This is a genomic window from Bacillus sp. X1(2014) (genome assembly GCF_007678255.1).
This window is the reverse complement of record NZ_VEED01000001.1, coordinates 237,925-261,653: the sequence shown is the minus strand read 5'-3', so window position 1 is coordinate 261,653 and position 23,729 is coordinate 237,925. Positions and strand designations below refer to the sequence as shown.

Genomic DNA, 23,729 nt, shown 5'->3' with positions numbered 1-23,729 from the left:
TACTTAGAGTTTTATATAATATACATAATAAAAATAATCGTAAAGTTTATGGTAGAAACTAGAGCTCCTAGTAGTGTATACTTTTTCTTTTAAAGATTATGTGATACCGTTTTAATGAACGAAGGTTTGGGGTGTTAATAAATGCGAAATAAATTCGTCGTAATCGATTTGGAAACAACGGGAAACATTCCAAAAAAAGGTGATAAAATCATCCAATTTGCAGCTGTGGTCATTGAAAATGGGAAAATCACAGAAAAGTTTTCATCGTTAATTAATCCCAAAAAATCCATCCCCATATTTATTGAAGAATTAACTGGATTAAATGATGATATGGTGAAAGATGCGCCGCTTTTTTCTGAAATTGCAGAAAAAGTCATGACTTTACTTGATGGGGCTTATTTTGTTGCACATAATGTTTTGTTTGATTTGTCCTTTCTTCAAGAAGAATTAATCCAATCAGGCCAAGAAGGGTTCTTCGGTCCTGTTCTAGATACGGTTGAATTGGCGAGAATCCTATATCCGACAGCAGATGGTTATAAGTTATCTGATTTAGCGGAGAGAGAAAAATTGAATCATGATCGCCCCCATCAAGCAGATAGTGATGCACAGGTAACAGCTGAACTTTTACTTATTCTTTTAGAACGTTTGACTTCATTACCAATCACAACAATAAAACAGCTTGCTCATTTATCAGGGGGATTGAAAAGCGACCTTCAACAGTTGCTTGATGAATTACTTGTTAATAAAGAAGAAACTGTCGAAAGTTTATCTGAGACAATTGAGATATTTAAAGAACTTGCTTTAAAAAGAATTCCCAACCATATAAGGCTGCATGCTGAAGATAAAGAATATCGTTTTCCTGCATCTGAAGCTGAAAAAATCGAATTGGTCAGTCAGGCATTTGAAGCTTTTGAGAAGAGAACTGGCCAATTTAACATGATGGATACAGTCTACCAGGCTTTTCAAAGTGAAAATCATGCTGTGATTGAAGCTGGTACAGGTGTAGGAAAATCACTTGGCTATTTGCTGCCATGTGCTTACTTTTCTAGAAAAAATAAGAATCCTATCGTTATAAGTACACATACTATCCATTTGCAAGAACAAATTCTAAAAAATGAAATACCGCTCTTGGCTAAACTTTTGCCCTTTCCTTTAAACACTGTATTGCTAAAGGGTAGAAATCATTATCTTAGTTTAGAAAAGTTTCACCAGACGCTAGCAGATGATAACGATAATTACGATACTGGATTAACCAAAATGCAAATTCTTGTATGGCTGATCGAAACAGAAACCGGTGATCGGGATGAGTTAAACCTTTCAAGCGGCGGGCAGATTTTTTGGAATAAAATAAAGAATGAACCATCAATTTTTTTACAAGACGAAGCATGGCAAGAAAGAGATTTTTATTTAAGAGCAAAAAGAAAGGCTGAAGTAGCTGATCTTATTATTACAAATCATTCTTTATTATTAAGTGATATTAAAGGTGAAGCGGCTATCTTGCCTGAATTTTCGTATGCCATTATTGATGAAGGGCATCATTTTGAAAAAGCTGCAAGTCAGTTTTTTGGACATACATTAGATTATTTATCTACCCGTCTCCTACTAGGTCAATTTGGACTATATGAACAAAAACAGCTCTTTTATGATTTGGAAAAACTAATTGATTCTATACCAAGAAAAAGTGAGATCAGGACCACCTCAACTAAGGTAAATCAACTTATGGCTGATCTTATTTTTGAAATGGATGAATTTTTTCAATTGATTGCTCTTTTTGCGAGATCCAAGATGGCGAATAAAAAAGGAGTGAATCGTGCCAAAATTCGCTTTTCACCCAATGACGAAGCAAAAGAAAAAAAGGCACTAGTTCACAGTGCTGAGAGATTTGCCTTTTTACTAAAGGACCTTTATTCAGAAATCAGTGAACGTCTTGAATGGGTTAAAAATGAAAGTAATTCTTTTTCACGAATAGAAGAAAATAAATTGGAGGAGATCCTTTCATTTCAAATCGAATTAACAGAACTTAGAGAAACGGTGATCAATTCCTTTCTTAAAATAACGAATGATGTAAAATGGATTGAAATAGATATACGCTCACCGCAAAATGTTACTACCTTTATGGTACAGCCAACTTCCGTTGCAGGGAAACTAAACGAACAATTCTTTCAATTAAAAAAAGCGGTAGTATTTACTTCGGCAACGTTAACTGTAAATAAATCATTTGATTATTTTATAAAGGAAATGGGTTTAGACCCCGTATCTACAGTACAATTAAATATTCCATCTCCATTTGCATATAATCAACAGGTGCAGCTTTTAATTCCAGAGGACTTACCAGAAATTAATACAGTATCTTTGGATGATTATGTGATTTCAATTACTGAGCATATTATTACAATAGCTGAAGCAACTAAGGGTAGAATGCTGCTTCTATTTACCGCCTATGACATGCTAAAGAAAACCTATGAATTAATCAAAGAAAGTGGTTTTTTACATGACTATGCAATGATTGCACAAGGGATAACCAGTGGAAGCAGAACAAGGCTAACCAGAAACTTTCAGCGGTATGATAAGGCCTTATTGTTAGGGACAAGCAGTTTCTGGGAAGGCGTTGATATACCTGGTGAGGACTTATCCTGCCTTGTTATTGTCAGACTTCCGTTTAGCCCGCCAGATGATCCTTTAACAGAGGCGAAATGCCAGTTAATCGAAAAACGGGGGGGAAATTCCTTTTCTGAATACTCCCTTCCAGAAGCAATACTCCGATTTAAACAAGGTTTTGGGCGCCTTATTCGAACAGAAAGTGATCGTGGCATCATTGTGGTGTTTGACAAAAGAATTGTAACCACGAAATATGGAAAGGCATTTTTGAAATCAATTCCTCCAGTTCCTATTAACCGAGGAAAGATGGATGAATTAGTTGAAATTATCCAGTCGTGGTTATAATTTGAGGGACATCAATTAAAGTTATTCTGGATAAAAATTGGTAAATAAACACATCCTTAATATAGGAGGTGTGTCATGAGAACCTTACTAATTATCTTGTCATTTTTTCTTCCGACCACACTCATGGTAGAGGCATCAGGTCCATCATTAAATAATATTGAAAATATTAATTTAAATATTAAAGACCATGAAGTTGCAGTCACTTTTCTGGGGTTGTCGGCAGGGGAAGCAACACTAATCCAAGGCGCAAATAATGAGAATACCTTGATAAATACCGGAGGAAAAGAAACTGCTGCGGAATTAGAAGGGTGGCTTTTCCTGTATGATGTGAAGGAGATTTCTAAATTAATCCTTACACATAACGGAACAGAACTCTCTAGACAACAATTAAATCGTCTAATCTCGAAATATAATATCAAAGAAATTATTACAACACCTAAATTTTCTGCTCAAGTCAAAAAAGAGTTAGATTCAAAAAATAAGCCTGCAGTTATCTCTTGGGGGCAGGGTACAAAGAGACCTATCCTGCCTGAGATGAATGCTGAAGTCCAATTTGTGGGAAATGATACGAATGAAGGTATGGATCTAACACTTGATTTTTTTAATCATCGAATATTCCTTATGACTTCATTCACGCCAAGGGCAGAAGAAACACTCTTGGAGAAAAATCTGGAGAATATTAATGTGTTTAAAATCCCTAATGGTGCACCGGAAAATTCCTTATCTGAGAAATTAATTCAATATCTAAATCCGCAAATTTCAGTCCTTTTTTCACCAGAAGAAGAGGCGCATGATCCAGATATACTAGTCGATCTTCACGAAACGTGGTCAGAAATTTATTCAACGAAAAAACATGGAACCATAACAATAAAATTCACAGATTCAAATTATGAAATCATAACCATACCGATTGAAACGGATGAATAAAAATTTTATTAGAAAAATCATAGCATCTTTGACCCGCTTTTTGCTTCCACCTGTTATAATAATGGATAAGATTTATCAAAAAATGTAGATAAATAGGAAAAATATTGGAGGATAACGGATGGAAAGTAAAATAGAAGTTTTATCAACAGTGAAAATCCAACACAGTCCGGATTTGTATAAAATTGTTGACGCCCTTAATCGAACCTTGAAACAGGAAGACCTTATGTTTGGACTTGCACTGGATCAAGCGAATCAAAATACAGCGATTTTTACGATTTATCGTACATAAAGAAGTGAATTAGCAATGAAAAAGTGGATTATTGTTCTATCAATAATAGTATTAGCCTTTTGTGGGTTATTGATAAAAGTTTATTTATCAGCATTGGATCCTGTGAAAACAGCAGAGACAAAAGCTGTCTCACGTGCTCAAGAGGAAATCTCACTAAAGGAAGTAGAAGATTTTCATATTTATAATGGTATTGAAACGGTTAATGTCATTGAGGGAAAAAGTAAGAATGGCGACAAAATTATCGTGTGGATGCCTGCGAAAAGTAAGGAAATTTTCGTAAGAAAAGCTAAGAATGGTTTAACCAGGGAAGAAGCCATTCAAAAACTTCAACAAGAAAAAAGCCCGAAGAAGATCATCTCAGTTCGTCTCGGTATGGAAAAGAATATCCCACTGTGGGAAATTTATTACCGTTCTAATAATAATTTAATAAATTATTACTATGTTCACTTTGATACAGGTGAATGGCTAAAAAAAATTGAAAACCTATAACTAGATGGAGAGCGGAGGAATTGGAATGGTAGTGGAATTAGCTAATCGTGTAAAAGCACTTACACCTTCAACGACATTAGCGATTACGGCAAAAGCAAAAGAACTAAAGGAACAAGGGGAGGATGTTATCGGTCTAGGTGCTGGTGAGCCTGACTTTAATACTCCACAACATATTTTAGATGCTGCATATCAATCCATGACTGAGGGGCAAACGAAGTACACCCCTTCTGCTGGCTTGCCTGCTTTAAAGAAGGCAATTATCAAGAAATTTGTTGATGACCAGGGGTTAACATTTAATCCTAATGAAATCATTGTTGGAAACGGCGCAAAACACGTTCTTTATACCTTGTTTCAAGTGGTCTTAAATGATGGTGATGAGGTCATCATCCCAACACCATATTGGGTCAGTTACCCAGAACAAGTAAAATTAGCTGGAGGCGTACCAGTTTATATTGAGGGATTTGAGAAAAATCAATTTAAAATCACACCAGAGCAATTAAGAAAGGCAATTACGAAGAAGACAAAAGCCGTTATTATTAATTCGCCTAGCAACCCTACAGGAGTCCTATATACTGCTGAAGAACTTTTGGAAATAGGCAAAGTTTGCCTTGAGGAGAACATTCTCATTGTTTCAGATGAAATATATGAAAAACTAGTTTACGGTGAAAATAAACATATTTCAATTGCTCAACTTTCTCCTGAATTAAAAGAGCAAACAATTGTTATTAATGGCGTTTCCAAGTCACATTCGATGACAGGTTGGAGAATAGGGTATGCAGCTGGTAATAAAAAAATTATTGAAGCGATGACAAACCTTGCTAGCCATAGCACATCTAATCCAACAACAACTGCCCAATATGCAGCAATTGCAGCTTACACTGGTTCACAACAGCCAGTAGAAGAAATGAGGAAGGCATTTGAAGAAAGATTAGAAATTATTTTTACTAAGCTTGTTGCAATTCCAGGTGTGACATGTGTAAAACCACAAGGAGCTTTTTATCTTTATCCAAATGTAAAGAAAGCAGCAGAGATAACAGGTTACCAGAATGTGGATGCTTTTGTAGAAGCCTTACTCGTGGACGCAAAGGTTGCAGTTATTCCTGGGTCAGGTTTTGGAACTCCTGATAATATTCGTCTTTCCTACGCAACCTCTTTAACATTGTTAGAAAAGGCAGTGGAGAGAATCCACCAATTTGTTGTTTCAAAATCAAGCATGGTCAATAATTAATTAATGTAAAAAGTCTGCGAATAGCTGCAGGCTTTTTGCTTTTAGTTACCAAAGATGGATGCCTTATACTCTTACTCGGATAGATCGTTCATGATATACTTAACAGGAGGTGTCCTGAATATGAAAACAAACTTATTAGCATGGATTCAAGAAGGGAACATTACCGTTCCTACATTATTATTTTCTGAATATCGTAATTTAAATTTAAATGAATATGAACTTGTTCTATTATTAAATATACTCACCTATTTAGAAAAAGGACATGAATTTCCTACTCCAGATGAACTTTCGGCAAGAATGACAATAACTATTTCTGAATGTAATGAAATGCTCAGAAGACTGATTCAAAGAGGCTTTATTCAAATCACAGATGGATATAATCATGATGGTATTCGGTATGAAAAGTATTCCGTTGAGCCTTTATGGGAAAGACTGATAGAACAGTTCTTAAAAAATAATCAAATGAATAAAGAATCGGATAAGAAAGCTGATGAAACAGATCTTTATACGTGTTTTGAAAAGGAATTCGGACGTCCACTTTCTCCGTTTGAATGTGAATCTCTGGCAATGTGGATGGATGATGACCATCATGACCCAATGATCATCAAAGCGGCTTTACGTGAAGCAGTAATGTCGGGGAAATTAAATTTCCGCTATATTGATAGAATTCTTTTTGAGTGGAAAAAGAATGGAATAAAAACAATTGAGCAGGCCAAAAACCATGGTCTTAAATTTCGTCAAAAGCAAACACAAAAGGGAAGTATCAAAGATGAACCACATCAACCAACTGTCCCATTCTACAACTGGTTAGAACAATAAATTCGATGAGCGAGAGATACTTCTCTCGTTTTATTTCATTTTAAATAGAAGTAGGTGAAAGATATGCTAAATAACAGCCAAATCCGTTATTGCCTTGATCAAATGGGTGAAATGTTTCCTGATGCCCACTGTGAGCTTAACCACTCAAATCCATTTGAACTAGTCATAGCTGTAGCTCTATCAGCCCAATGTACCGATGTGCTTGTCAATAAAGTAACCAAATCATTATTTGAAAAATATAAAACACCAGAAGATTACCTAGCAGTTCCTCTTGAGGAATTGCAAAACGATATTCGCTCGATTGGCCTTTACCGGAATAAAGCTAAAAACATTCAAAACCTTTGTAGAATTGTATTAGAAGAATATAACGGTGATATCCCTACAGACCGTGATGAGTTAACAAAACTGCCTGGTGTTGGCAGGAAAACAGCGAATGTTGTGGTGTCGGTTGCGTATAATATACCTGCAATTGCAGTAGATACACATGTGGAAAGAGTTAGTAAACGATTAGGTATTTGCAGGTGGAAGGATTCTGTCCTTGAAGTGGAAAAAACATTAATGAGAAAGATTCCAAAAGAAGAGTGGTCACTCACACACCACCGCCTGATTTTTTTTGGACGTTACCACTGTAAAGCTCAAAATCCACAATGTCCAAGCTGCCCATTATTAGAGCTTTGCAGGGAAGGAAAAAAGAGGATGAAAGGGCAGGTAGCAAGCAATGGATAAAAAGGAAGTGGAGATTTCTACCCTTCTGACAGAATGGAAAAATAGTAAAATGCAATTGGAAGTATTATTTCGTGAACGTGAGTATAAAAATGCAAAATTGTTGATGGATAAGGGGATTCAGTTGTTTATTCAATTTCTGGCGTCGTCCAATGATTTGCCAGTTACCTTGAATGAATCGCTTAATTTTAAACTGTTAGAGTTTAAGCCGGTTAATGTGGAGGAACGATTAGCCTTTATTACCTCAAGGCCAGCATTATATCATTCTTATCGACAACTATCAGAGTTAATGATTGAACAAGAAAAATTGTTTGTAAAGAGAAACATACTAAAAAAAGCGTCTAAACCAAATGGTTAGACGCTTTTTAATGTTTTCTGGTTGCTAGGTTTAGCCAGGAGTTCCTACAGCAGGCTGCTCCCCTGTCCCGTTGTCAACTGGGGTATCTGGTGGGGTGGTTCCTCCTCCATTTCCTTGATCCCCGCCGGTTTCACCAGTGCCATCACCAGTGCCATCACCAGTGCCATCACCAGTGTCATCACCAGTACCGTTACCAGTACCGTTACCAGTACCGTTACCAGTACCGTTGCCAGTACCATTGCCAGTACCATTTCCGTTACCAGTACCATTTTCGTTACCATTTCCAGTACCATTTCCGGTCCCTGGCGGGATGCCTGGTTCGGTACCCGTGTCAGGGTTAGTTTCTTGGGCTGGAATTTCAAGTGTTGTCGTTACGGGATCGCTTTGTCGATCTCCACTAATCGCAATAATGGTGAAGGAATACTTTGCACCCGGTACCGCAGGAATAGTTAATGACGTTTCTGCTTGAGTATATTGTTTCTGTTCTGTCCCGTTATTCACTGTAATAGAGAAAGTAACATTGGATTTTTTAGAGTGCTTCCAAGATAATCCAATTGTATTGCTTGACTGATCATAGGTTGCTTTTATATTTTTTGGAGCAGCTAGTTTGTCGTACTTTGTTGAAACTCGATTAGGTGAGTGACCCTTCACTGCATACTCTGTAATAATTTGACTTGATGGTGTATATTCACTTGCTAAAACTGGAGGCATAGAGCCTCTCTCAATCCTTACTCTTTGAACGCTGCTAGGCATTTTAAAGTCAGGTGTATCGATATCCTTCGATACATGTTCCATTACGTTCTTAAAAATTAATTGCGCGATACGTTGATTATTTCCAACCGCATTAATAGGGGTGCTCCGGTTCTTATAACCAGTCCAAATGGATGCGGTGTAATTGGTGGTATAACCGGTGAACCATGCATCAGGAACAGATCTGCTGCTTGGAATATCCCATTTTTGAATTTCTTCATCTGTATAGTTAGTTGTACCTGTCTTCCCGGCAATTTCAAGTCCAGGAACACTCGCTCTTGTGCCTGTACCAGGATATTCGAGAACACTTTCCATCATACTTGTAATCATAAAAGCAGTAGAGTCTTTCATTACCACTTTCGGTTCTGGAGCAGTGCTTATCACAGTACCATCACGTAATTTTATTTTCCTAATCGCATGTGGTTTTGTGTATATACCTTTATTACCAAATGCACTGTAGGCACCTGCCATTTGCAGAGGGGATACACCCGTTTTAAATCCACCAATTGCATAGGATTCAAAAATTTCCTTTAATGGGATACCTAAATTTACTGCAAAGTCTTTTGCTTTATCAAGACCAACTTGTTGCAAGGCTTGAACAGCTGGTGAATTTCTTGATAGTTGCAATGCCGTTCTGATGGTCATTGCTCCCTTATAGCTTTGGTCCCAGTTCCCAAACTTTTTCCCAGAAGAATAAGTAATGGGTTTATCTTCAATCATTTCATAAGTGCCCCAGTTTAAATACTCAATTGCAGGCGCATAATCAAGAACTGGTTTAATAGTTGACCCAGGTTGACGCTGGGTATCTATTGCATAGTTAAATCCACGTTTTACTTTTTGATTTCTGCCGCCTCCAATGGCACGGATTTCACTTGTTTTTGTATCCAGAAGAGCAACCCCGGCTTGGAAATCATCATCAGGATAGTCAATCACGTCATCTTTATTAAGGATGTTCTCTACATAGGATTGTGCATTCGGATCAAGTGTTGTATGAATCGTTAAGCCATCAGTAAAAATATCAAAATCAGATGTTTCTTTCACTTCATCAATGACTGCATCGACAAATGAATCAAAGGGTTTCTCCTTAACTTCTCGCTCTTTTTCATTTAAGACGGTATCTTTAACTGACACTTTTTTCGCATCTTCCATCTCTTGCTTAGAAATAAATCCATGCTGGTGCATTAAGGTTAAGACGATGTTTCGTCTTTTTTCAGCTAAATCAGGATGATCGAAAGGGTTATAATTATTTGGACTTTGCGGCATTCCAGCAATCTGGGCAGCTTCCGCTAGAGTTAAATCCTTTAATTCTTTTCCATAGAAAATTTTTGCAGCGGTAGCAATCCCATGACTATTTTCAGAAACATATACCTTATTTACATACATTTCGAAAATTTGGTGCTTTGTATATTGCTGTTCCAATTGATAGGAAAGCCAAGCTTCTTCAACTTTCCGCTTTAAGGTTTTTTCTGGAGTTAAAAATGAGTTTTTAACCACTTGTTGAGTAATGGTGCTGGCACCCTCAGAACCAAAGCCATGTTGGATATTTGCTAGGACAGCGCCACCTAATCGAATCGGGTCAATTCCATGGTGCTTGTAAAAACGATAATCTTCTGTTGCTAATATCGCATTTTCGACTACCTGCGGAATATCTTTATAGTTAACATATTCCCGATTAACAGCACCCACTTCTGTTACAAGTTTGTCATCTTTATCTAAAATCTTCGAAGGGATTGGATCTTTTAATAATTTCGGGTCAAGTACGGGAGCATCCTTTACTAAGTACGCGAAAGTACCCACACCAGCCAGTATACCAATAATTCCAAGGGCTACTAATGTTAGAAAAATTTTCTTTACAAGTCCTCCAGATTTTTTCTTGGCTTTTGGTTTACCTTTAGATTGGAGCTTCTTTCTGCGCTCCTCTCTTGATTGGTATTGTTCAGACATTGTAATATTCCTTCCTTTCGAGCCTTTTCTCAATTGTAAAGCTTATCTATAATTTTAATATAGTCAATTCGGGGTTGAAAACCAAGTGGAATCAGATGTCCATCTTGTTCCACTTCTTCTTTCGTAATTGATTTTCTACCTCCATTTGTCATTCGCTCCCAAAAAATTAACAAGTGTTTTGCTTCAAGTAAGAAAACTTGTTCAAACTTTGTAAAGCGAAGAATTACAAAACATATACCTCCTTGATTAAGAACTTCTTCCATATGCAGTATCTGATGTTGATGAAAATTCTTTAATGGAAAAGAGGTGGGATTCTGTGTTTCTTTTGCTTCGAAGTCTATATACCTTCCTTTATAAACACCATTGTAATCTGTCGTTGATGCCAATTTGAAATAAGCCTCTTTTATTACAGCCGCACTCCGATTGGGATAATCAACTTGGACTATTTGCACAGGTGTCGGTTTCTTATGAATAACTGCTACTTTTCTCTCTCGGTAATATTCATTTGTTTCGTTTAAATCTTCTTCTAGCGTCATACCTCTGTTACTATAAGAACCATTTTTCCTTTTTTTACTTGTACTTTCAGTGTCTGCGCCTTGTTCTTTAGGTATGTACCTTTTTCCATTTGGATAGTTAAAATTCACTTTTTACACCTCTCAAGCTATTCCTTATCATATCAAATCTTAGCAAGATTGGGGTGTATAAAATACTTTTGCATACACAGTCTAATAACAATTGTACCGAGAATGCCGAATTTATACATGATGCATTTTTCATAAAAGGAACAAACGCTAAAATTGTACTAATAATCTATTAAAAAACATAAGGGAAGATGAATATGAATCATCTTACAATACAGGAACAAACAATCATTCGTCAAATACGAGAAGAAACAAATAAAAAAAATGCCGATAATATCTCAAGGACAGAAGCATATTTATCATTTTTTAAAAAAAATCCGGATATCATTTGGGCTTTCTTAGCAAGCATGGTTTCAAGAAATGGTGGATGGAATATGTGTGACCTGCAAGGGTCCATCTTTCCTCATTTGATCACAGACATGACGAGAAAACAGCTTTTTTTAACCTATGAACGGGCAAATTGGCTTATTTTTCAAGATGTCTATCCTCAGTTGTTGGTCTATCAATATTCGACGAAAATGAATCGACAAATGTTTCATTTACTTCCTTATTTTCATGTTTCAACGTTTATCCAAAAGGAATGGTATCGATATTGGAAAGAAAACGATAAGAATAGGCTAACTACTTGTTTAATCATAAATGAGCAAAATGTCATTCAAACGCCTGTAATCGAACACCCTGTTTATAAAAAAAAGGTTTTTCAAACAAAGCTTTTTTCATTTCAGGATTGGCTTCATTTCAGCTGCGTTTTGTTTCCAACATGTGGAGGAGAATTATACGGTGCTAGTGTCAATGGCTTCAAATCACTTTCGAAACGAATTCATTTAGGTAAACGACTTGCCAGTATTCTTTTTCACCCGCGACTATTTCCTTATTTTTATGAGTTTGCAGTAAAAACTGCTCATACTGGTTCAAGATATGATTATGAACAATATTTTAAAATAAAAACAGGACAAAAAACACCGATATTACGTGCGACCTTTCCAATTATAGAGCATAATCAACATAAATTTGAAGATTGGAGTTTGCATCGGAGGGTTTCCCCTAGGTGGTTATACTTTCCCGTAGACAATCGTCACCCAATTCATTTGACAGATTGGTACTTTACCAAATCAAATCAACTTCAATTAATGCTGGCACTCCAAAAGACCTTACAGTTAAAAAAGTGGAATTAGAAAAAGCAAGGGAAGTCTCCCCTTGCTTTTTTGGATGATAAGAAAGTTTTTGAACTTAGATTACTGTCTAGCTCCAGCGCCCTAGCGGCTAGTGTCCTTCGCGTTCCGCCCTACGATAAGTCAAGCACGAATGCGCCTCCGGCTCTTCGTGTTTCCTTTATCTCAGTTGGAGCGCTCCAGGCCATACTCCGCTGAACAGGGCGCTTGCGCTTTTCTTAGTTTTATTCAGCCGGACGATTTTCACCGACAAGCTTTTTATCACCGTAACCTGTTTTTTTTGCTTCTTCGGCTGGTTTTGATTGCTGATTTTTGTTTTGTTTATTATTTTTTGGCATTAATAGCACCTCCAATAATAGAATGTGCGCTTTTTAATTTTTCATGCAAGTTAAGTTGGTGTCGAAACCTTAAGGGAAATATGCCATTTTACCACTACCTTTGGCGAATAGAAACTAGTTTTGTCAAGGCAGAAGGAAGCAAAAGAAAGAAAGAGAATTATACTAAATAGAAAATGCTGGGAGGGGTTTGATTGATGAATAAGCCATTGTCCGATAAAGAAAAGTTGATTTCTATGCTTACAGAAATATATGATCAATTAGAAGACTTGGAAGTGGTGCTAGAAGCATCCTTCTCAGACCTGCGTAAAAGTTTAGATCAAGAAGAACAGGATAAGATAATGGAATCAAAACAAAAACTTTTTGGACTTGAACAAACAATGGATAAAGTTAACTCTATTTCAAACATAGCCGGTGAGCCTTACAACTTGAATTGGGCTTTTAATTGCAGTTAAAATAACAATATCAATGAAAGTAGCATGGAACAAAACTTCATGCTGCTTTTTTATTTTTTGGGAGGAAGGTTTTTTTCGAGATGTCTGAAGAAATTATTGTTCTAACAGAAAAACTACTAGCTTTTAACAGCTTATTCATGAAGTATTATCAAGAGGGGCGAACAGAAGGGATTAAACATGATTTTCATGAAGTCATAAAGCCATTTGCAAATGAAGTAAAGGATATAAATGACCGATGGAAACTGGCTATGAAGAAATGGCTTTCAAACTCAAACCATAAACATCTTCATTTGAAGCAAATTGACACTACTTCTGAACATATTGATCAACTTTCTATCCAAGCCTTTTTCCCAGAGACCAGTAAAACAAGGTTTATTAATGCAAATCGCACGGTTGAATATTTCCTTCTAGAAATATTAAAAGAGTTGAAAAAATAGCAAAAGAGATGCAACAGCATCTCTTTTATCTGTATTAAGAATGTTCGATGAGGGAGTCTTTATGTTCCGTTTCAGGTATTACCGCGCCTTGTTTTTCAAGTTCACGGACAAGAAGACGATATTCTTTAATATTAATATCGTTATGAATATACGCTTTCTTAGCAAAATCCATTAATGCATTAACATCATCAGTTGTATAATCCCTGCTTTGAATAAATTTGCTTTTTAATTCGCGAATGTCCATCTCTATTAGCTCCTCCTTCATCCTTTTTTCTATCGTATCACGAAAGTAATGGATTTCTAGTTTTTAAAATATTTAAACTTTAGACAAAATTCTTGTCATTATGACATTGGGGAATCTTTTCTGGAGGAATCACCATTCCTTCCTGTTCTTCATAAAGTGTAGTAGATAAAATGCGGAGGAGATGTTTGCCCATGTTTGGAAAGAAAAGACCAACCAATTACTTCAATTATGGATACCCGGGGCAAATGATGCACCAAGGTCCAGTTGGTCAGCAGAGAAATCATCAGCAATTTACCAGTAATCCACCATACTTATATCAAAGTCCACCTCAAAACTTAGATTGGACATTATACCAACAGCAAAATCCACAAAACCCATATTACCAGCAAGCCTACCCGCCATATATGCAAAACTATCAACCTGGCCATGTTTCTCAAGGTTCTTCGTACAATAGCCAGTCGTTTTCACAAACGGATTCGCAATTCTTATTCCAAAATCCATTACAGCCTCAAGAAAAGATGGTTCAAAAACCACAGTATATGCCAATGAATGGCTATCCCGCTATGAACCCATATCCAAAACAAAGCGCAATCCCCAAACAGCCTGGAGGAGTCCAATCCTTTATGAATTCTTTTAAGTCCCAGGATGGTTCGGTAGATATTAATAAAATGGTGAACACAGCGGGGCAGATGATGAACGCTGTAAATCAAGTGAGTTCGCTTGTCAAAGGATTTGGTGGAATATTTAAAGCGTAAAGAAAAAGACGGCTGCTGTAAGCCGTCTTTTCATATGGAGATATATAGTTGTTTACTCCTCAATTTCAATCATTTTTCCCTTTTCTTGTGGAATTCGGACTTTTAACAATCCATCACGATAGGAAGCTTTGACATATTTTTCGTTAATTGTGTGAGGAAGGGAAATGGTTCGGGATGATTTTTGTTGTAAGTATTTTCGTCGATAAATCTGGTTATGCTCATCTTCGGTAGTTTCAAGTTCTCTATTTTCCACAGAAATAGTCAAATGATTACCTGAGATATTTAATTGAATCTGCTCCCGTTTAACCCCAGGCAGTTCAGCTGAGATGATATATTCGTTACCTGTTTCAATTGTGTCAACTTGGAAGTTTGCCCCTGGTGGAAATGGACTTTTGAAAAAATCATCGATTGACTGTAAAAAGCCCTTAATCGGTTTTTCATGGAAAAATTCGTTCATCGATTTCATTAATTCACCAAAAGAATCAGTTCTAGGCTTTTTTGAATTCTTATCATTCGGCACCATAGATGACATATGGATTCCCTCGCTTTCCAGTTTTTCACTTGCCAGTATATGCAAATAAAACTGGGTATGTGCCGCCATAAAATTTTGAACGATTTTTTACAATTACTTTAAATGTGACATATATCACATTTAAAGTCTGGGTTGATTAGTATAGTAAAGCAGAAAAGAAATGGAAAGTGAGGAAATAAAATGTTCTGTTATCAATGTGAACAAACTCCAACTGGCGGCTGTAATGTAATCGGAGTTTGTGGAAAAGACGAGACCATTGTTAGTTTGCAAGACACAATTATCTTTGCCTTAAAAGGTATTGCAGCATATCGGACACACGCAAATCAATTAGGGTATACAGATTCTTTTGTAGATGCGACCACACACGAAGCTTTGTATATGACCTTAACGAATTCCAATTTTAATGTACAAGAACATATTGACATGGCGATGAAGGTCGGGAAGTCAGCGGTTCGTGTAATGGAGCTGCTAGATGAAGCTCATACAAATCGACTTGGAATCCCTGAACCAATCCGGGTCAGCCAAAACAAGATTGAAGGTAAATGCATAATCGTTACTGGACACAACTTATTTGCTTTGGAGGAATTATTAAAGCAGACAGAAGGAATGGGGATCAATATTTATACCCACTCGGAAATGCTTCCTGCTCATGGTTATCCAGCATTGAAAAAATATGCCCATTTAAAAGGAAACGTTGGAAAGGCTTGGTATGATCAGCGTCGGCTGTTTGAAAAATTTCCTGGAGCCATCCTAGCAACAACTAATTGTGTCATGCCCATCAAAGGTTCTTACGCTGACAGAATGTTTACATATGAAGTGGCTGGACTTGAAAATGTAGAGAAAATTATTAATGATGATTTTACCCCATTAATTAATAGAGCATTGAAACTTCCAAATGCCGCTATTGAATCTGATGAAACATTACTTACCGGTTTCCATCATGAAACGGTCCTAGGCTTAGCACCAGAAGTAATCGATGCAGTTAAAGCAGGAAAAATCAAACGCTTCTTTGTCATAGCTGGCTGTGATGCTCCAGGTCCTGGCGGTAATTATTACCGGGAGCTTGCTACATCACTTCCACCGGAGACTGTAATATTAACAACCTCGTGTGGAAAATTCCGCTTTAATGATGTCGACTATGGGGTTGTGCCGGGGACGAATATTCCAAGGTATATCGATTTGGGCCAATGCAATAACTCTGGATCAACAGTAAAAATTGCGCTAGCGCTTGCAGATGCATTTGGATGCGAAGTGAATGAACTTCCAGTCAGTATTGTTTTGTCATGGTTTGAGCAAAAGGCCGTCGCGATTCTACTAGGTCTTTTTAGTCTTGGGATTCAGGATATTCGAATTGGTCCAAAACAGCCTGAATTTATTTCTGAAGGTGTGTTACAGGTTCTACAGAATACCTTTAATCTAAAATTGATTGGTACAGCACAAGAAGACATGCAAGATATGCTTCAATTATCATTAATATAAAGAAAAAAAACCGCAGCATCGATTGGCTGCGGATTTTTGTTAATGATAAGAAAGTTTAAGTTTTTGAACTTAGATTACTGTCTAGCGCAAGCGGCCCTAGCGGCTAGTGTCCTTCGCTTTCCGCCCTACGATAAGTCAACATCAAATCGCCTCCGGCTCTTCGTGTTTCCTTTATCTCAGTTGGAACGCTCCAGGCCATACGCCGCTGACCAGGGCGCTTGCGCTTTTCTTATATTAAATTAATCTCTTCCATGAGAATTTCAACATCTACAATCATGTCGCCTTCATCATCTACTTCAATTAATTCATCTTTTTTCATTTTTGTAAGTGTTCTGCTAATAGTTTCCCTAGTTGTCCCTATCATATTAGCAAGATCTCTGTTCGTAAATTCTGATTTTAAGAGGAGTGTCCCATCTTCTTGTTCTTTCCCATGTTTTTGGGCAAGTCGGATCAGAAGTTTTACAATTTGTTCATAGGTATTATTTAGAATTTGCTCTTCCAAACGGTTTTGTAAATCAACAATTTTTTCTCCCAACACTCTAAACACTTTAATACATAACTCGGGGTTATCAATCAAAACGGTTTCAAATTTTGAAATTGGAACAGCAATTAGTGTGGATGGCTCAAGTACTTCTGCATAGGCAGGATAATCACCTTTTCTGAAAAAGCCTACATGGGGAAACATCTCGCCTTTTTTAGCAATAGCGACAATTTGTTCTTTGCCGTTAATGTCGCTTTTGTAGATTTTGATTTTTCCGTCATAAATAAAATAAACATTTTCAAGCGGGTCTCCTTGGAGAAATACATGGCTTTGCTTTTTCCATTCTCTGGAGATTGCGATATCAGTGATTTTTGTTAGTTCAGTATCATTTAATTCTCGAAAAAGAGTAAAATCAGCGAGCACCTTTTTAATTTCTTCAATTTTCATTCAATCACCTTCACAGTCATAGTCAGTTATTATCTATTGTAACAAAAAATATAAAAATAGTTTATGGTATTAATAAATGTTAAAGAATAGATTGAACTTTTTATAAAAGAGGAAAAAGATACCACAGGATTAAAAGCATAAATTAATCATTTTTACTTTTGTTACGAACGCTCATTCGGTTAGAATAGAAGTATTGAGGTGAAAGGGCATGAAGTTAAGAAAAAATCTACAAGAAATATTAACTGATTTAAAAATAAATGATCAATTCAAGGAAAATATCGTTACTTGGCATACACTTGAAGAAAAGCAGGCTCAAACAGTTCCGCTTCCCAATGACCTTCATCCAGCATTAAAATCTGCATTAAATGGCAGGGGAATAGAACAACTGTATACACACCAAAACGCAGCCTATGAAAAAATTAGAGACCGTAAAAGTATTGTTGCAGTAACTCCTACAGCTTCAGGGAAAACCCTGTGTTATAATCTGCCAGTCTTGCAAACAATCCTAGCAAATCCAAGCGCACGCGCCCTTTATATGTTTCCTACTAAGGCTCTAGCACAAGATCAAAAGAGTGAAATCAATGAAATTATACAAGCAGCTGGTATAGACATCAATAGTTATACGTATGATGGGGATACGCCAGCAAATATTCGTCAACGAGTAAGACAAGCTGGACACGTGGTGATTACGAACCCAGATATGCTACATTCAGCTATTCTGCCGCATCATACCAAATGGGTGTCCTTGTTTGAAAACCTTAAATTTGTTGTAATAGATGAACTTCATACGTATCGAGGTGTGTTTGGCAGCCATGTAGCCAATGTAATTAGAAGGCTAAAACGGATTTGTAAATATTATGGGAGTGACCCTGTGTTCATTTGTACTTCCGCAACAATTGCGAATCCACTAGAGTTAGCCGAAACCCTTACAGAAGAAAAAATGCAGCTGATTGATAACAATGGGGCCCCTAGTGGTACAAAGCATTTTCTCTTTTATAACCCGCCTATCGTAAACAAGCCGTTAAACATTAGGAGAAGCGCCACGCTAGAGGTGCGGAAAATTGCAGGGGAACTATTAAAAAATAAAATTCAAACAATAGTCTTTGCGAGAAGCAGAGTAAGAGTCGAAATTATTCTAACCTATTTGCAAGAATTAGTGAAAAACCAATTGGGTGCAAAGTCTATAATGGGCTACCGAGGCGGATATCTCCCAACCGAACGAAGGAAGATTGAAAAAGGGCTCCGTTCAGGTGAAATTTACGGTGTAGTCAGCACGAATGCTCTAGAACTAGGAGTGGATATTGGACAGTTGCAAGTTTGTATTATGACGGGCTACCCAGGTACCATTTCCAGTGCTTGGCAGCAAGCGGGAAGAGCTGGCAGAAGGCACAGTGAAGCACTAGTTATTATGGTAGCAAGTTCTAGTCCGCTTGATCAATATATCATTCAGAATCCTGATTACTTTTTTAATAAAAGCCCTGAAACAGCAAGAATAAATCCAGACAATCTTATTATCTTAATCGATCATATGAAATGTGCTGCCTATGAACTTCCATTTAAAGCTGGAGAGCAATTTGGAAGCGTGGAAACAGAGGAATTGCTAGAATACTTAACCGAGGAACGAGTTCTTTATCATAATAGTGGAAAGTGGTATTGGATGAATGATTCCTTCCCTGCACATAACATTAGTTTACGATCGGCATCACAGGAAAATGTCATCATTGTTGACCAATCTGATGTGGCCAATGTCAAAGTTATTGGGGAAATGGACCGCTTTTCTGCGATGACGCTTCTCCATGATGAAGCCATTTATTTACATCAAGGTACCCAATTTCAGGTTGAAAAACTCGATTGGGAAGAGAAAAAGGCCTTCGTAAGGGAAGTAGATGTAGACTATTTTACTGACGCAAATTTAGCCGTCCAATTAAAAGTGCTTGAAGTGGACAAACTTCAAGAATTAGAGGAGGCGGAATTTGGCTATGGGGATGTTAGTGTAAGAGCGATGGCAACCATATTTAAAAAAATAAAATTTGAAACACATGAAAATATTGGGTCAGGACCAATCCATTTGCCTGAGGAGGAACTGCACACCAATGCAGCTTGGATTTCCTTAAACCAGCCTTTGTCTGAATTGGGCCATGAGCGACTAGAACAGGGGCTTGTTGGGACGGCCCACTCACTAAACCATATTGCCCCTTTATTCGTAATGGCGGACCCACAGGATATTCATGTCATTCCACAGGTGAAGGCTGATCATAATGAAAAACCAACCATTTTCTTTTATGACCGCTACCCAGGCGGGATTGGCTTAAGCGAAAAAATACACACCGGGATGTCAGAAGTATTTATGGAAACAAAGAATATGATTAACGGATGTCAGTGTGAATATGGCTGCCCGTCCTGCATTGGTACGGACACTGTTAGTGAAGCAGCGAAAAAGGATGTTTTAAAAATAATTGAAGCATTTTTAAAATCCTCAAACTAGGAGAAGGAAGATTAGCGATGTCGTTAAAAAATAAATTAAATCGTTTAAAACCACATCTTTCTGTCGGGGGATCATCAGAAAAAATGAATACTCCTCCAAAAACAGCTAACATTGAGGTGCCTTTCAAGGAAAAATGGGAACAAGCAAACGTGTTCCCGTTTTTTTTAGACGAGGACTACTGTTTAATCAGAGAAGTGAAATATCCACTCTCACATCAGCACGGGCATTACTGTTTTCGTGATTTCCTCACTGCAGTCGACATTTGGAACAAACAACCCGTCAATCATCCATTATCTGCCGAAGGACATAAAGCGGAAGAATTATTCTTTTTTGATACCGAAACAACGGGGCTTGGAGGAGGAGTAGGAAACACCATTTTCCTTCTCGGCTATGCAAGCGTTTCGGGCGATTCCCTCATCTTAAGACAACATATTTTACCTAATCCGGGGGCTGAAGTAGCTTTATATCAAAGCTTTCTAGAGAAAGTCAATTATAAAACGCTCGTGACCTATAATGGGAAGTCATTTGATTGGCCGCAGGTAAAGACTAGGCATACCCTCGTTAGAGAGCATGTCCCCAAGCTGCCACAGTTTGGGCATTTTGATCTTTTTCATGCGGCGAGAAGGCTTTGGAAGCATAAATTAGAGCGTTTGAAGTTAGCTATCGTTGAGAAAGAGGTACTTGGTGTGGAAAGAGTCGATGATATACCTGGCTTTTTAGCTCCAATGATTTATTTTGATTTCATTGATAGTAAACAACCAGATGGGATGTTGGGAATTCTAAAGCATAATGAAATTGATATTTTATCTCTTGTTACCTTATACACGCATATCACGTTCCAGCTTTGCGGGTTTGATACTAATCAGACTAGGCCGGAGTCTTTTGAGGTAGGGCGCTGGTTTGCAGCTTTAGGTGAAAAGAATCAAGCAGAGAAAGTATTAACCCAACTTGTTAATGGAAGTGACATGACATCCATTCAAGCTAAATTTTCGTTAGCTTTACAAAGCAAAAGAGAAAAAGACTGGGTAAAAGCGGAAAAGCTATTTTCAGATGTTGCGGATTCTGGTAATAAACGGTTGATGTTAGAAGCCTGCTTAGAACTTGCAAAAATTCATGAACATAGAATTAAAGATTATCAACTTGCTATAGATTATTGTCAGAAAGCGATCATGCTCGTGTCTCAATCGGAACAAACTCCCATCATTTCAGGTCAATACAGCTTAGAACAACTTCAGTTCAGGCTTAAGCGGTTAGAGCGGAAAATGGCAAAATAACTGCAAAAATGATTGATTTTTATAAAGTTCACTTTTTTGTCAAAAAATCTTTGTAATTTGTTTGAAAAACCAGCATTTCCATATTGTTAAACAAAGCCGAAAGTTGTAAAATTTGAAATTGGATTGAAAAAAATGAAATACAAAACATTTTGGAGCTGGTAATATGTACAAAGCAATTTTATTTTTATTTTTCGTTGTCGTATGTTTGACTGCAGTTATTTTTACAAGTTTAAAAGATAGCTTTTATTCTTTTCTATAAAAAACATATGCCTAGTAAATTTAGTAAAAAGCTAGGCATTTATACATATTTAAATAGAAATCAAGGAAATGAACTGTTCTCAAGGAAAAATAGGTATTTTCATTAGTACAAGAGTAATCCCTTCAACATAGGCTGTAATGTAAACAAAATTCTGAAGGGAGATTTTCATATGTATCTTGGAACTAATTTTATGCCGCCAGTTATTCATCCGACTCAACAAATTGTGAACCATACGTTTTCAACAACAGTGGTTCCCCATATTCACCCTGTCCACACAACTACGGTGAATCATCATCTGTTTCAACACAAACATTTTTGCCCGCAAACTGCATCATGTGCTGAAGAGGTATGTAACCAGCAAATTAACTGCTGTAACCCTTGTGCACCAGTAGCTCCACTGCCAGCAACTCTGCCGGCTGCAAATGCTTTACCAAATGCAATGCCTGGAGGTCCTGGATTTGGCCCAGGAATTGGAGGCCCAGGAGGCCCAGGATTTGGCCCAGGAATGGTTGGTCCAGGAGGCCCGGGATTTGGCCCAGGAATGGTTGGTCCAGGAGGCCCGGGATTTGGTCCAGGAATGGTTGGTCCAGGAGGCCCAGGATTTGCACCAGGACCATTTATGGGACCTAGACGCTAATAGAGAAACAGCGATTACAGGGGCTTTCTAGCCCTTGTTTTTTATTTATTATTACTACATGATATGCTGTTCTTGTCCAAATGTTTGTCCATTTTTAAAAAATTTTTCTTTATGGAGGAGAACATTTTAGATGAAAGTTCTAGCCATATCAGGTTATAAACCGTTTGAATTAGGGATTTTTAAGAATGATCACCCATCAGTCCTGTTTATTAAGGCTGCCATAAAGAAATCATTACTCCCAATGGTGGAAGAGGGATTGGAATGGGTGCTGATCAGTGGTCAGTTAGGTGTAGAACTGTGGGCTGCTGAGGTTGTTTTTGAATTGCAAATGGAATTTCCTGATTTAAAACTAGCGGTAATTACTCCATTTCTTGACCAGCAAGCATCATGGAAGGAAAATAACCAGGAATGGTATGAATCTATCCTTGCACAAGCAGATTTCATTGATTCTGTTACGAAAAAGGGATATGAAAAACCATGGCAATTTCGATTGAAAAATCAATTTTTTATTGAAAAAAGTGAAGGGCTCCTCCTTCTTTACGATCATGAAAAGGAAGGAAGTCCAAAATATCTTTATGAAATGGGTTTGGAATACCGGAAGAAACATCCATACCCGATTGAACTTATAACATTTTATGATTTACAGATGATTGTGGAAGAAGAACAGATGAAGCTGTCTGATTTTTAAGTTTTAGTCATTTTTACAGCTGTTATTCCATATATTGAATTGTTTTAAAAATCATAATACTGACAATACAAATGAAAATTGACAAAACTACATATTTTTGAAAAAATAATAGGTAGTGATTGGCGAATACTGAGGTGAATGGAATGCTGTCAGATAAAGTAAAATTAACAGCGAAGGATATTTTAGAAAAAGAGTTTAAGTCTGGAGTACGTGGTTATAAACAAGAAGATGTTGATAAGTTCTTAGATCTAATCATTAAAGACTATGGAACTTTTCATCAGGAGATTGAAGATCTTCAACAGGAAAATCTTCGGCTCCGGAAACAGCTTGAGGAAACGTCAAAAAGGCAGCCAGCAGCTCAACCTGCAGGAACAACAAATTTTGATATCTTGAAGCGATTATCTAATCTCGAAAAACATGTTTTTGGCAATAAGCTCTACGATTAACAAAAAATAGGAAGATTTCCTGACAATAACCATTGAATTTCCAGCGTGAAATACATATAATAAATTGTATTCATTAATAACGTTCGGGTAATCGCTGTAAGATACATTTGTATTCTTGCAGAGGAAAGTCCATGCTCGCACGAGCTGAGATGCTCGTAGTGTTCGTGCCTAGTGAATTCATAAGCTAGGGCAGTTGGGGCTAGCATCCAACTGACGGCCGGGAAAATACCTAAGTCCTTTTAGGATATGGTATGAATACCTATAAAAGTGCCACAGTGACGTAGCCTTTCCAGAAATGGAAAGGGTGGAACGGGTAAACCCCACGAGCGAGAAACCCAAATAATGGTAGGGGCACTTTCTCTGAGGAATTGAACAAGGAGAAGGACAGGCTCAAATTCGAGCCTGTAGATAGATGATTACCACCTAAGTACGAGACACACCCGTGTCGTTTGTAGTACACTGGTACAGAACATGGCTTACAGAACGTTATTA

The 23,729-nt window shown here is 37.3% G+C and carries 23 protein-coding genes and 1 other RNA gene; 19 read left to right on the top strand and 5 right to left on the bottom strand.

Translation table 11 applies throughout. From position 1 onward, the window contains the following. The first annotated feature begins 141 nt into the window (after positions 1–141). From dinG to FS608_RS01295, 8 genes are all read left to right on the top strand, one after another. On the top strand, positions 142–2,943 hold the full coding sequence (gene dinG / locus FS608_RS01330; RefSeq protein ID WP_144547419.1) for an ATP-dependent DNA helicase DinG: 2,802 nt from the start codon (positions 142–144) through the stop codon (positions 2,941–2,943). Between the two features lie 75 nt (positions 2,944–3,018). After that, positions 3,019–3,870, top strand: coding sequence for a ComEC/Rec2 family competence protein (locus FS608_RS01325; protein ID WP_144547417.1), 852 nt, complete (start codon positions 3,019–3,021; stop codon positions 3,868–3,870). Positions 3,871–3,988: 118 nt separating this feature from the next. Beyond that, entirely contained in the window at positions 3,989–4,159 is a 171-nt protein-coding gene (locus tag FS608_RS01320; protein WP_098574777.1) for a YpmA family protein, read from the top strand. Between the two features lie 15 nt (positions 4,160–4,174). Next, entirely contained in the window at positions 4,175–4,648 is a 474-nt protein-coding gene (locus FS608_RS01315) for a cell wall elongation regulator TseB-like domain-containing protein (RefSeq protein WP_144547415.1), read from the top strand. A gap of 25 nt (positions 4,649–4,673) precedes the next feature. Further along, positions 4,674–5,876, top strand: a complete 1,203-nt coding sequence (locus FS608_RS01310; RefSeq protein ID WP_313958687.1) for a pyridoxal phosphate-dependent aminotransferase — start codon at positions 4,674–4,676, stop codon at positions 5,874–5,876. Between the two features lie 120 nt (positions 5,877–5,996). Further along, the gene (locus FS608_RS01305; RefSeq protein ID WP_144547413.1) at positions 5,997–6,695 is read left to right on the top strand and encodes a DnaD domain-containing protein; all 699 of its coding nucleotides are present in this window, start codon (positions 5,997–5,999) and stop codon (positions 6,693–6,695) included. 63 nt (positions 6,696–6,758) lie between these two features. Continuing rightward, a complete protein-coding gene (gene nth / locus FS608_RS01300) occupies positions 6,759–7,421 on the top strand; it encodes an endonuclease III (RefSeq protein ID WP_144547411.1) in 663 nt (220 codons plus the stop codon). Further along, positions 7,414–7,776, top strand: a complete 363-nt coding sequence (locus FS608_RS01295) for a YpoC family protein (protein WP_144547409.1) — start codon at positions 7,414–7,416, stop codon at positions 7,774–7,776. Before nth ends, FS608_RS01295 begins: the two co-directional genes overlap by 8 nt. Positions 7,777–7,806: 30 nt before the next feature. Here FS608_RS01295 and FS608_RS01290 read toward each other — a convergent pair whose 3' ends face one another. Further along, positions 7,807–10,470, bottom strand: coding sequence for a PBP1A family penicillin-binding protein (locus FS608_RS01290; protein ID WP_144547407.1), 2,664 nt, complete (start codon positions 10,468–10,470; stop codon positions 7,807–7,809). A 29-nt stretch (positions 10,471–10,499) separates the two neighbouring features. Continuing rightward, on the bottom strand, positions 10,500–11,114 hold the full coding sequence (gene recU / locus FS608_RS01285) for a Holliday junction resolvase RecU (RefSeq protein ID WP_144547405.1): 615 nt from the start codon (positions 11,112–11,114) through the stop codon (positions 10,500–10,502). A 194-nt stretch (positions 11,115–11,308) separates the two neighbouring features. Between recU and FS608_RS01280 the strand changes: the two genes are divergently transcribed. The 3 genes from FS608_RS01280 to FS608_RS01270 all read left to right on the top strand — a co-directional run bounded on the left by FS608_RS01280 (position 11,309) and on the right by FS608_RS01270 (position 13,510). Next, a complete protein-coding gene (locus FS608_RS01280) occupies positions 11,309–12,286 on the top strand; it encodes a DUF2515 domain-containing protein (RefSeq protein ID WP_144547403.1) in 978 nt (325 codons plus the stop codon). Positions 12,287–12,815: 529 nt separating this feature from the next. Beyond that, complete coding sequence (locus FS608_RS01275; RefSeq protein ID WP_144547402.1) at positions 12,816–13,073, top strand: hypothetical protein; 258 nt, start codon at positions 12,816–12,818, stop codon at positions 13,071–13,073. A gap of 80 nt (positions 13,074–13,153) precedes the next feature. Then, positions 13,154–13,510 (top strand): DUF1798 family protein, encoded by a 357-nt coding sequence (locus FS608_RS01270; protein ID WP_144547400.1) that lies wholly within the window; start codon positions 13,154–13,156, stop codon positions 13,508–13,510. Between the two features lie 34 nt (positions 13,511–13,544). On the opposite strand, the gene yppF is transcribed toward FS608_RS01270, so the two are convergent. Then, positions 13,545–13,754: a YppF family protein gene (gene yppF / locus FS608_RS01265; protein WP_144547398.1), complete on the bottom strand. Its 210-nt coding sequence runs from the start codon at positions 13,752–13,754 to the stop codon at positions 13,545–13,547. 191 nt (positions 13,755–13,945) lie between these two features. On the opposite strand from yppF, the gene FS608_RS01260 reads away from it, so the two are divergent. Then, complete coding sequence (locus FS608_RS01260) at positions 13,946–14,509, top strand: YppG family protein (RefSeq protein ID WP_260871552.1); 564 nt, start codon at positions 13,946–13,948, stop codon at positions 14,507–14,509. Between the two features lie 52 nt (positions 14,510–14,561). On the opposite strand, the gene FS608_RS01255 is transcribed toward FS608_RS01260, so the two are convergent. Further along, positions 14,562–15,110, bottom strand: a complete 549-nt coding sequence (locus FS608_RS01255; RefSeq protein WP_313958686.1) for an Hsp20/alpha crystallin family protein — start codon at positions 15,108–15,110, stop codon at positions 14,562–14,564. 111 nt (positions 15,111–15,221) lie between these two features. Between FS608_RS01255 and hcp the strand changes: the two genes are divergently transcribed. After that, the gene (gene hcp / locus FS608_RS01250) at positions 15,222–16,520 is read left to right on the top strand and encodes a hydroxylamine reductase (RefSeq protein WP_144547396.1); all 1,299 of its coding nucleotides are present in this window, start codon (positions 15,222–15,224) and stop codon (positions 16,518–16,520) included. 229 nt (positions 16,521–16,749) lie between these two features. Here hcp and FS608_RS01245 read toward each other — a convergent pair whose 3' ends face one another. Then, positions 16,750–17,448 (bottom strand): Crp/Fnr family transcriptional regulator, encoded by a 699-nt coding sequence (locus tag FS608_RS01245; RefSeq protein ID WP_144547394.1) that lies wholly within the window; start codon positions 17,446–17,448, stop codon positions 16,750–16,752. Positions 17,449–17,656: 208 nt separating this feature from the next. On the opposite strand from FS608_RS01245, the gene FS608_RS01240 reads away from it, so the two are divergent. From FS608_RS01240 to rnpB, 6 genes are all read left to right on the top strand, one after another. Continuing rightward, positions 17,657–19,933, top strand: coding sequence for a DEAD/DEAH box helicase (locus FS608_RS01240; protein WP_144547392.1), 2,277 nt, complete (start codon positions 17,657–17,659; stop codon positions 19,931–19,933). A 17-nt stretch (positions 19,934–19,950) separates the two neighbouring features. Next, the gene (locus FS608_RS01235) at positions 19,951–21,207 is read left to right on the top strand and encodes a ribonuclease H-like domain-containing protein (protein WP_144547390.1); all 1,257 of its coding nucleotides are present in this window, start codon (positions 19,951–19,953) and stop codon (positions 21,205–21,207) included. 428 nt (positions 21,208–21,635) lie between these two features. Continuing rightward, the gene (locus tag FS608_RS01230; protein WP_144547388.1) at positions 21,636–22,103 is read left to right on the top strand and encodes a CotD family spore coat protein; all 468 of its coding nucleotides are present in this window, start codon (positions 21,636–21,638) and stop codon (positions 22,101–22,103) included. 130 nt (positions 22,104–22,233) lie between these two features. Continuing rightward, the gene (locus FS608_RS01225) at positions 22,234–22,791 is read left to right on the top strand and encodes an SLOG family protein (protein WP_144547386.1); all 558 of its coding nucleotides are present in this window, start codon (positions 22,234–22,236) and stop codon (positions 22,789–22,791) included. Between the two features lie 143 nt (positions 22,792–22,934). Then, the gene (gene gpsB / locus FS608_RS01220) at positions 22,935–23,237 is read left to right on the top strand and encodes a cell division regulator GpsB (protein WP_026563881.1); all 303 of its coding nucleotides are present in this window, start codon (positions 22,935–22,937) and stop codon (positions 23,235–23,237) included. Between the two features lie 79 nt (positions 23,238–23,316). Next, an RNA gene (gene rnpB, locus FS608_RS01215) (RNase P RNA component class B) lies at positions 23,317–23,721 on the top strand. The last annotated feature ends 8 nt before the right edge of the window (positions 23,722–23,729 follow it).

What these genes read in the sequence shown, in the direction of transcription:
- gpsB (WP_026563881.1), top strand. Translation starts at nt 22,935, where the DNA reads ATGCTGTCAGATAAAGTAAAATTAACAGCGAAGGATATTTTAGAAAAA.
- FS608_RS01280 (WP_144547403.1), top strand. Translation starts at nt 11,309, where the DNA reads ATGAATCATCTTACAATACAGGAACAAACAATCATTCGTCAAATACGA.
- FS608_RS01255 (WP_313958686.1), bottom strand. Translation starts at nt 15,110, where the DNA reads ATGGCGGCACATACCCAGTTTTATTTGCATATACTGGCAAGTGAAAAA.
- FS608_RS01275 (WP_144547402.1), top strand. Translation starts at nt 12,816, where the DNA reads ATGAATAAGCCATTGTCCGATAAAGAAAAGTTGATTTCTATGCTTACA.
- FS608_RS01235 (WP_144547390.1), top strand. Translation starts at nt 19,951, where the DNA reads ATGTCGTTAAAAAATAAATTAAATCGTTTAAAACCACATCTTTCTGTC.
- FS608_RS01240 (WP_144547392.1), top strand. Translation starts at nt 17,657, where the DNA reads ATGAAGTTAAGAAAAAATCTACAAGAAATATTAACTGATTTAAAAATA.
- FS608_RS01320 (WP_098574777.1), top strand. Translation starts at nt 3,989, where the DNA reads ATGGAAAGTAAAATAGAAGTTTTATCAACAGTGAAAATCCAACACAGT.
- FS608_RS01295 (WP_144547409.1), top strand. Translation starts at nt 7,414, where the DNA reads ATGGATAAAAAGGAAGTGGAGATTTCTACCCTTCTGACAGAATGGAAA.
- FS608_RS01225 (WP_144547386.1), top strand. Translation starts at nt 22,234, where the DNA reads ATGAAAGTTCTAGCCATATCAGGTTATAAACCGTTTGAATTAGGGATT.
- FS608_RS01305 (WP_144547413.1), top strand. Translation starts at nt 5,997, where the DNA reads ATGAAAACAAACTTATTAGCATGGATTCAAGAAGGGAACATTACCGTT.
- FS608_RS01260 (WP_260871552.1), top strand. Translation starts at nt 13,946, where the DNA reads ATGTTTGGAAAGAAAAGACCAACCAATTACTTCAATTATGGATACCCG.
- hcp (WP_144547396.1), top strand. Translation starts at nt 15,222, where the DNA reads ATGTTCTGTTATCAATGTGAACAAACTCCAACTGGCGGCTGTAATGTA.
- FS608_RS01315 (WP_144547415.1), top strand. Translation starts at nt 4,175, where the DNA reads ATGAAAAAGTGGATTATTGTTCTATCAATAATAGTATTAGCCTTTTGT.
- FS608_RS01310 (WP_313958687.1), top strand. Translation starts at nt 4,674, where the DNA reads ATGGTAGTGGAATTAGCTAATCGTGTAAAAGCACTTACACCTTCAACG.
- FS608_RS01245 (WP_144547394.1), bottom strand. Translation starts at nt 17,448, where the DNA reads ATGAAAATTGAAGAAATTAAAAAGGTGCTCGCTGATTTTACTCTTTTT.
- FS608_RS01290 (WP_144547407.1), bottom strand. Translation starts at nt 10,470, where the DNA reads ATGTCTGAACAATACCAATCAAGAGAGGAGCGCAGAAAGAAGCTCCAA.
- FS608_RS01230 (WP_144547388.1), top strand. Translation starts at nt 21,636, where the DNA reads ATGTATCTTGGAACTAATTTTATGCCGCCAGTTATTCATCCGACTCAA.
- dinG (WP_144547419.1), top strand. Translation starts at nt 142, where the DNA reads ATGCGAAATAAATTCGTCGTAATCGATTTGGAAACAACGGGAAACATT.
- nth (WP_144547411.1), top strand. Translation starts at nt 6,759, where the DNA reads ATGCTAAATAACAGCCAAATCCGTTATTGCCTTGATCAAATGGGTGAA.
- FS608_RS01270 (WP_144547400.1), top strand. Translation starts at nt 13,154, where the DNA reads ATGTCTGAAGAAATTATTGTTCTAACAGAAAAACTACTAGCTTTTAAC.
- FS608_RS01325 (WP_144547417.1), top strand. Translation starts at nt 3,019, where the DNA reads ATGAGAACCTTACTAATTATCTTGTCATTTTTTCTTCCGACCACACTC.
- yppF (WP_144547398.1), bottom strand. Translation starts at nt 13,754, where the DNA reads ATGGACATTCGCGAATTAAAAAGCAAATTTATTCAAAGCAGGGATTAT.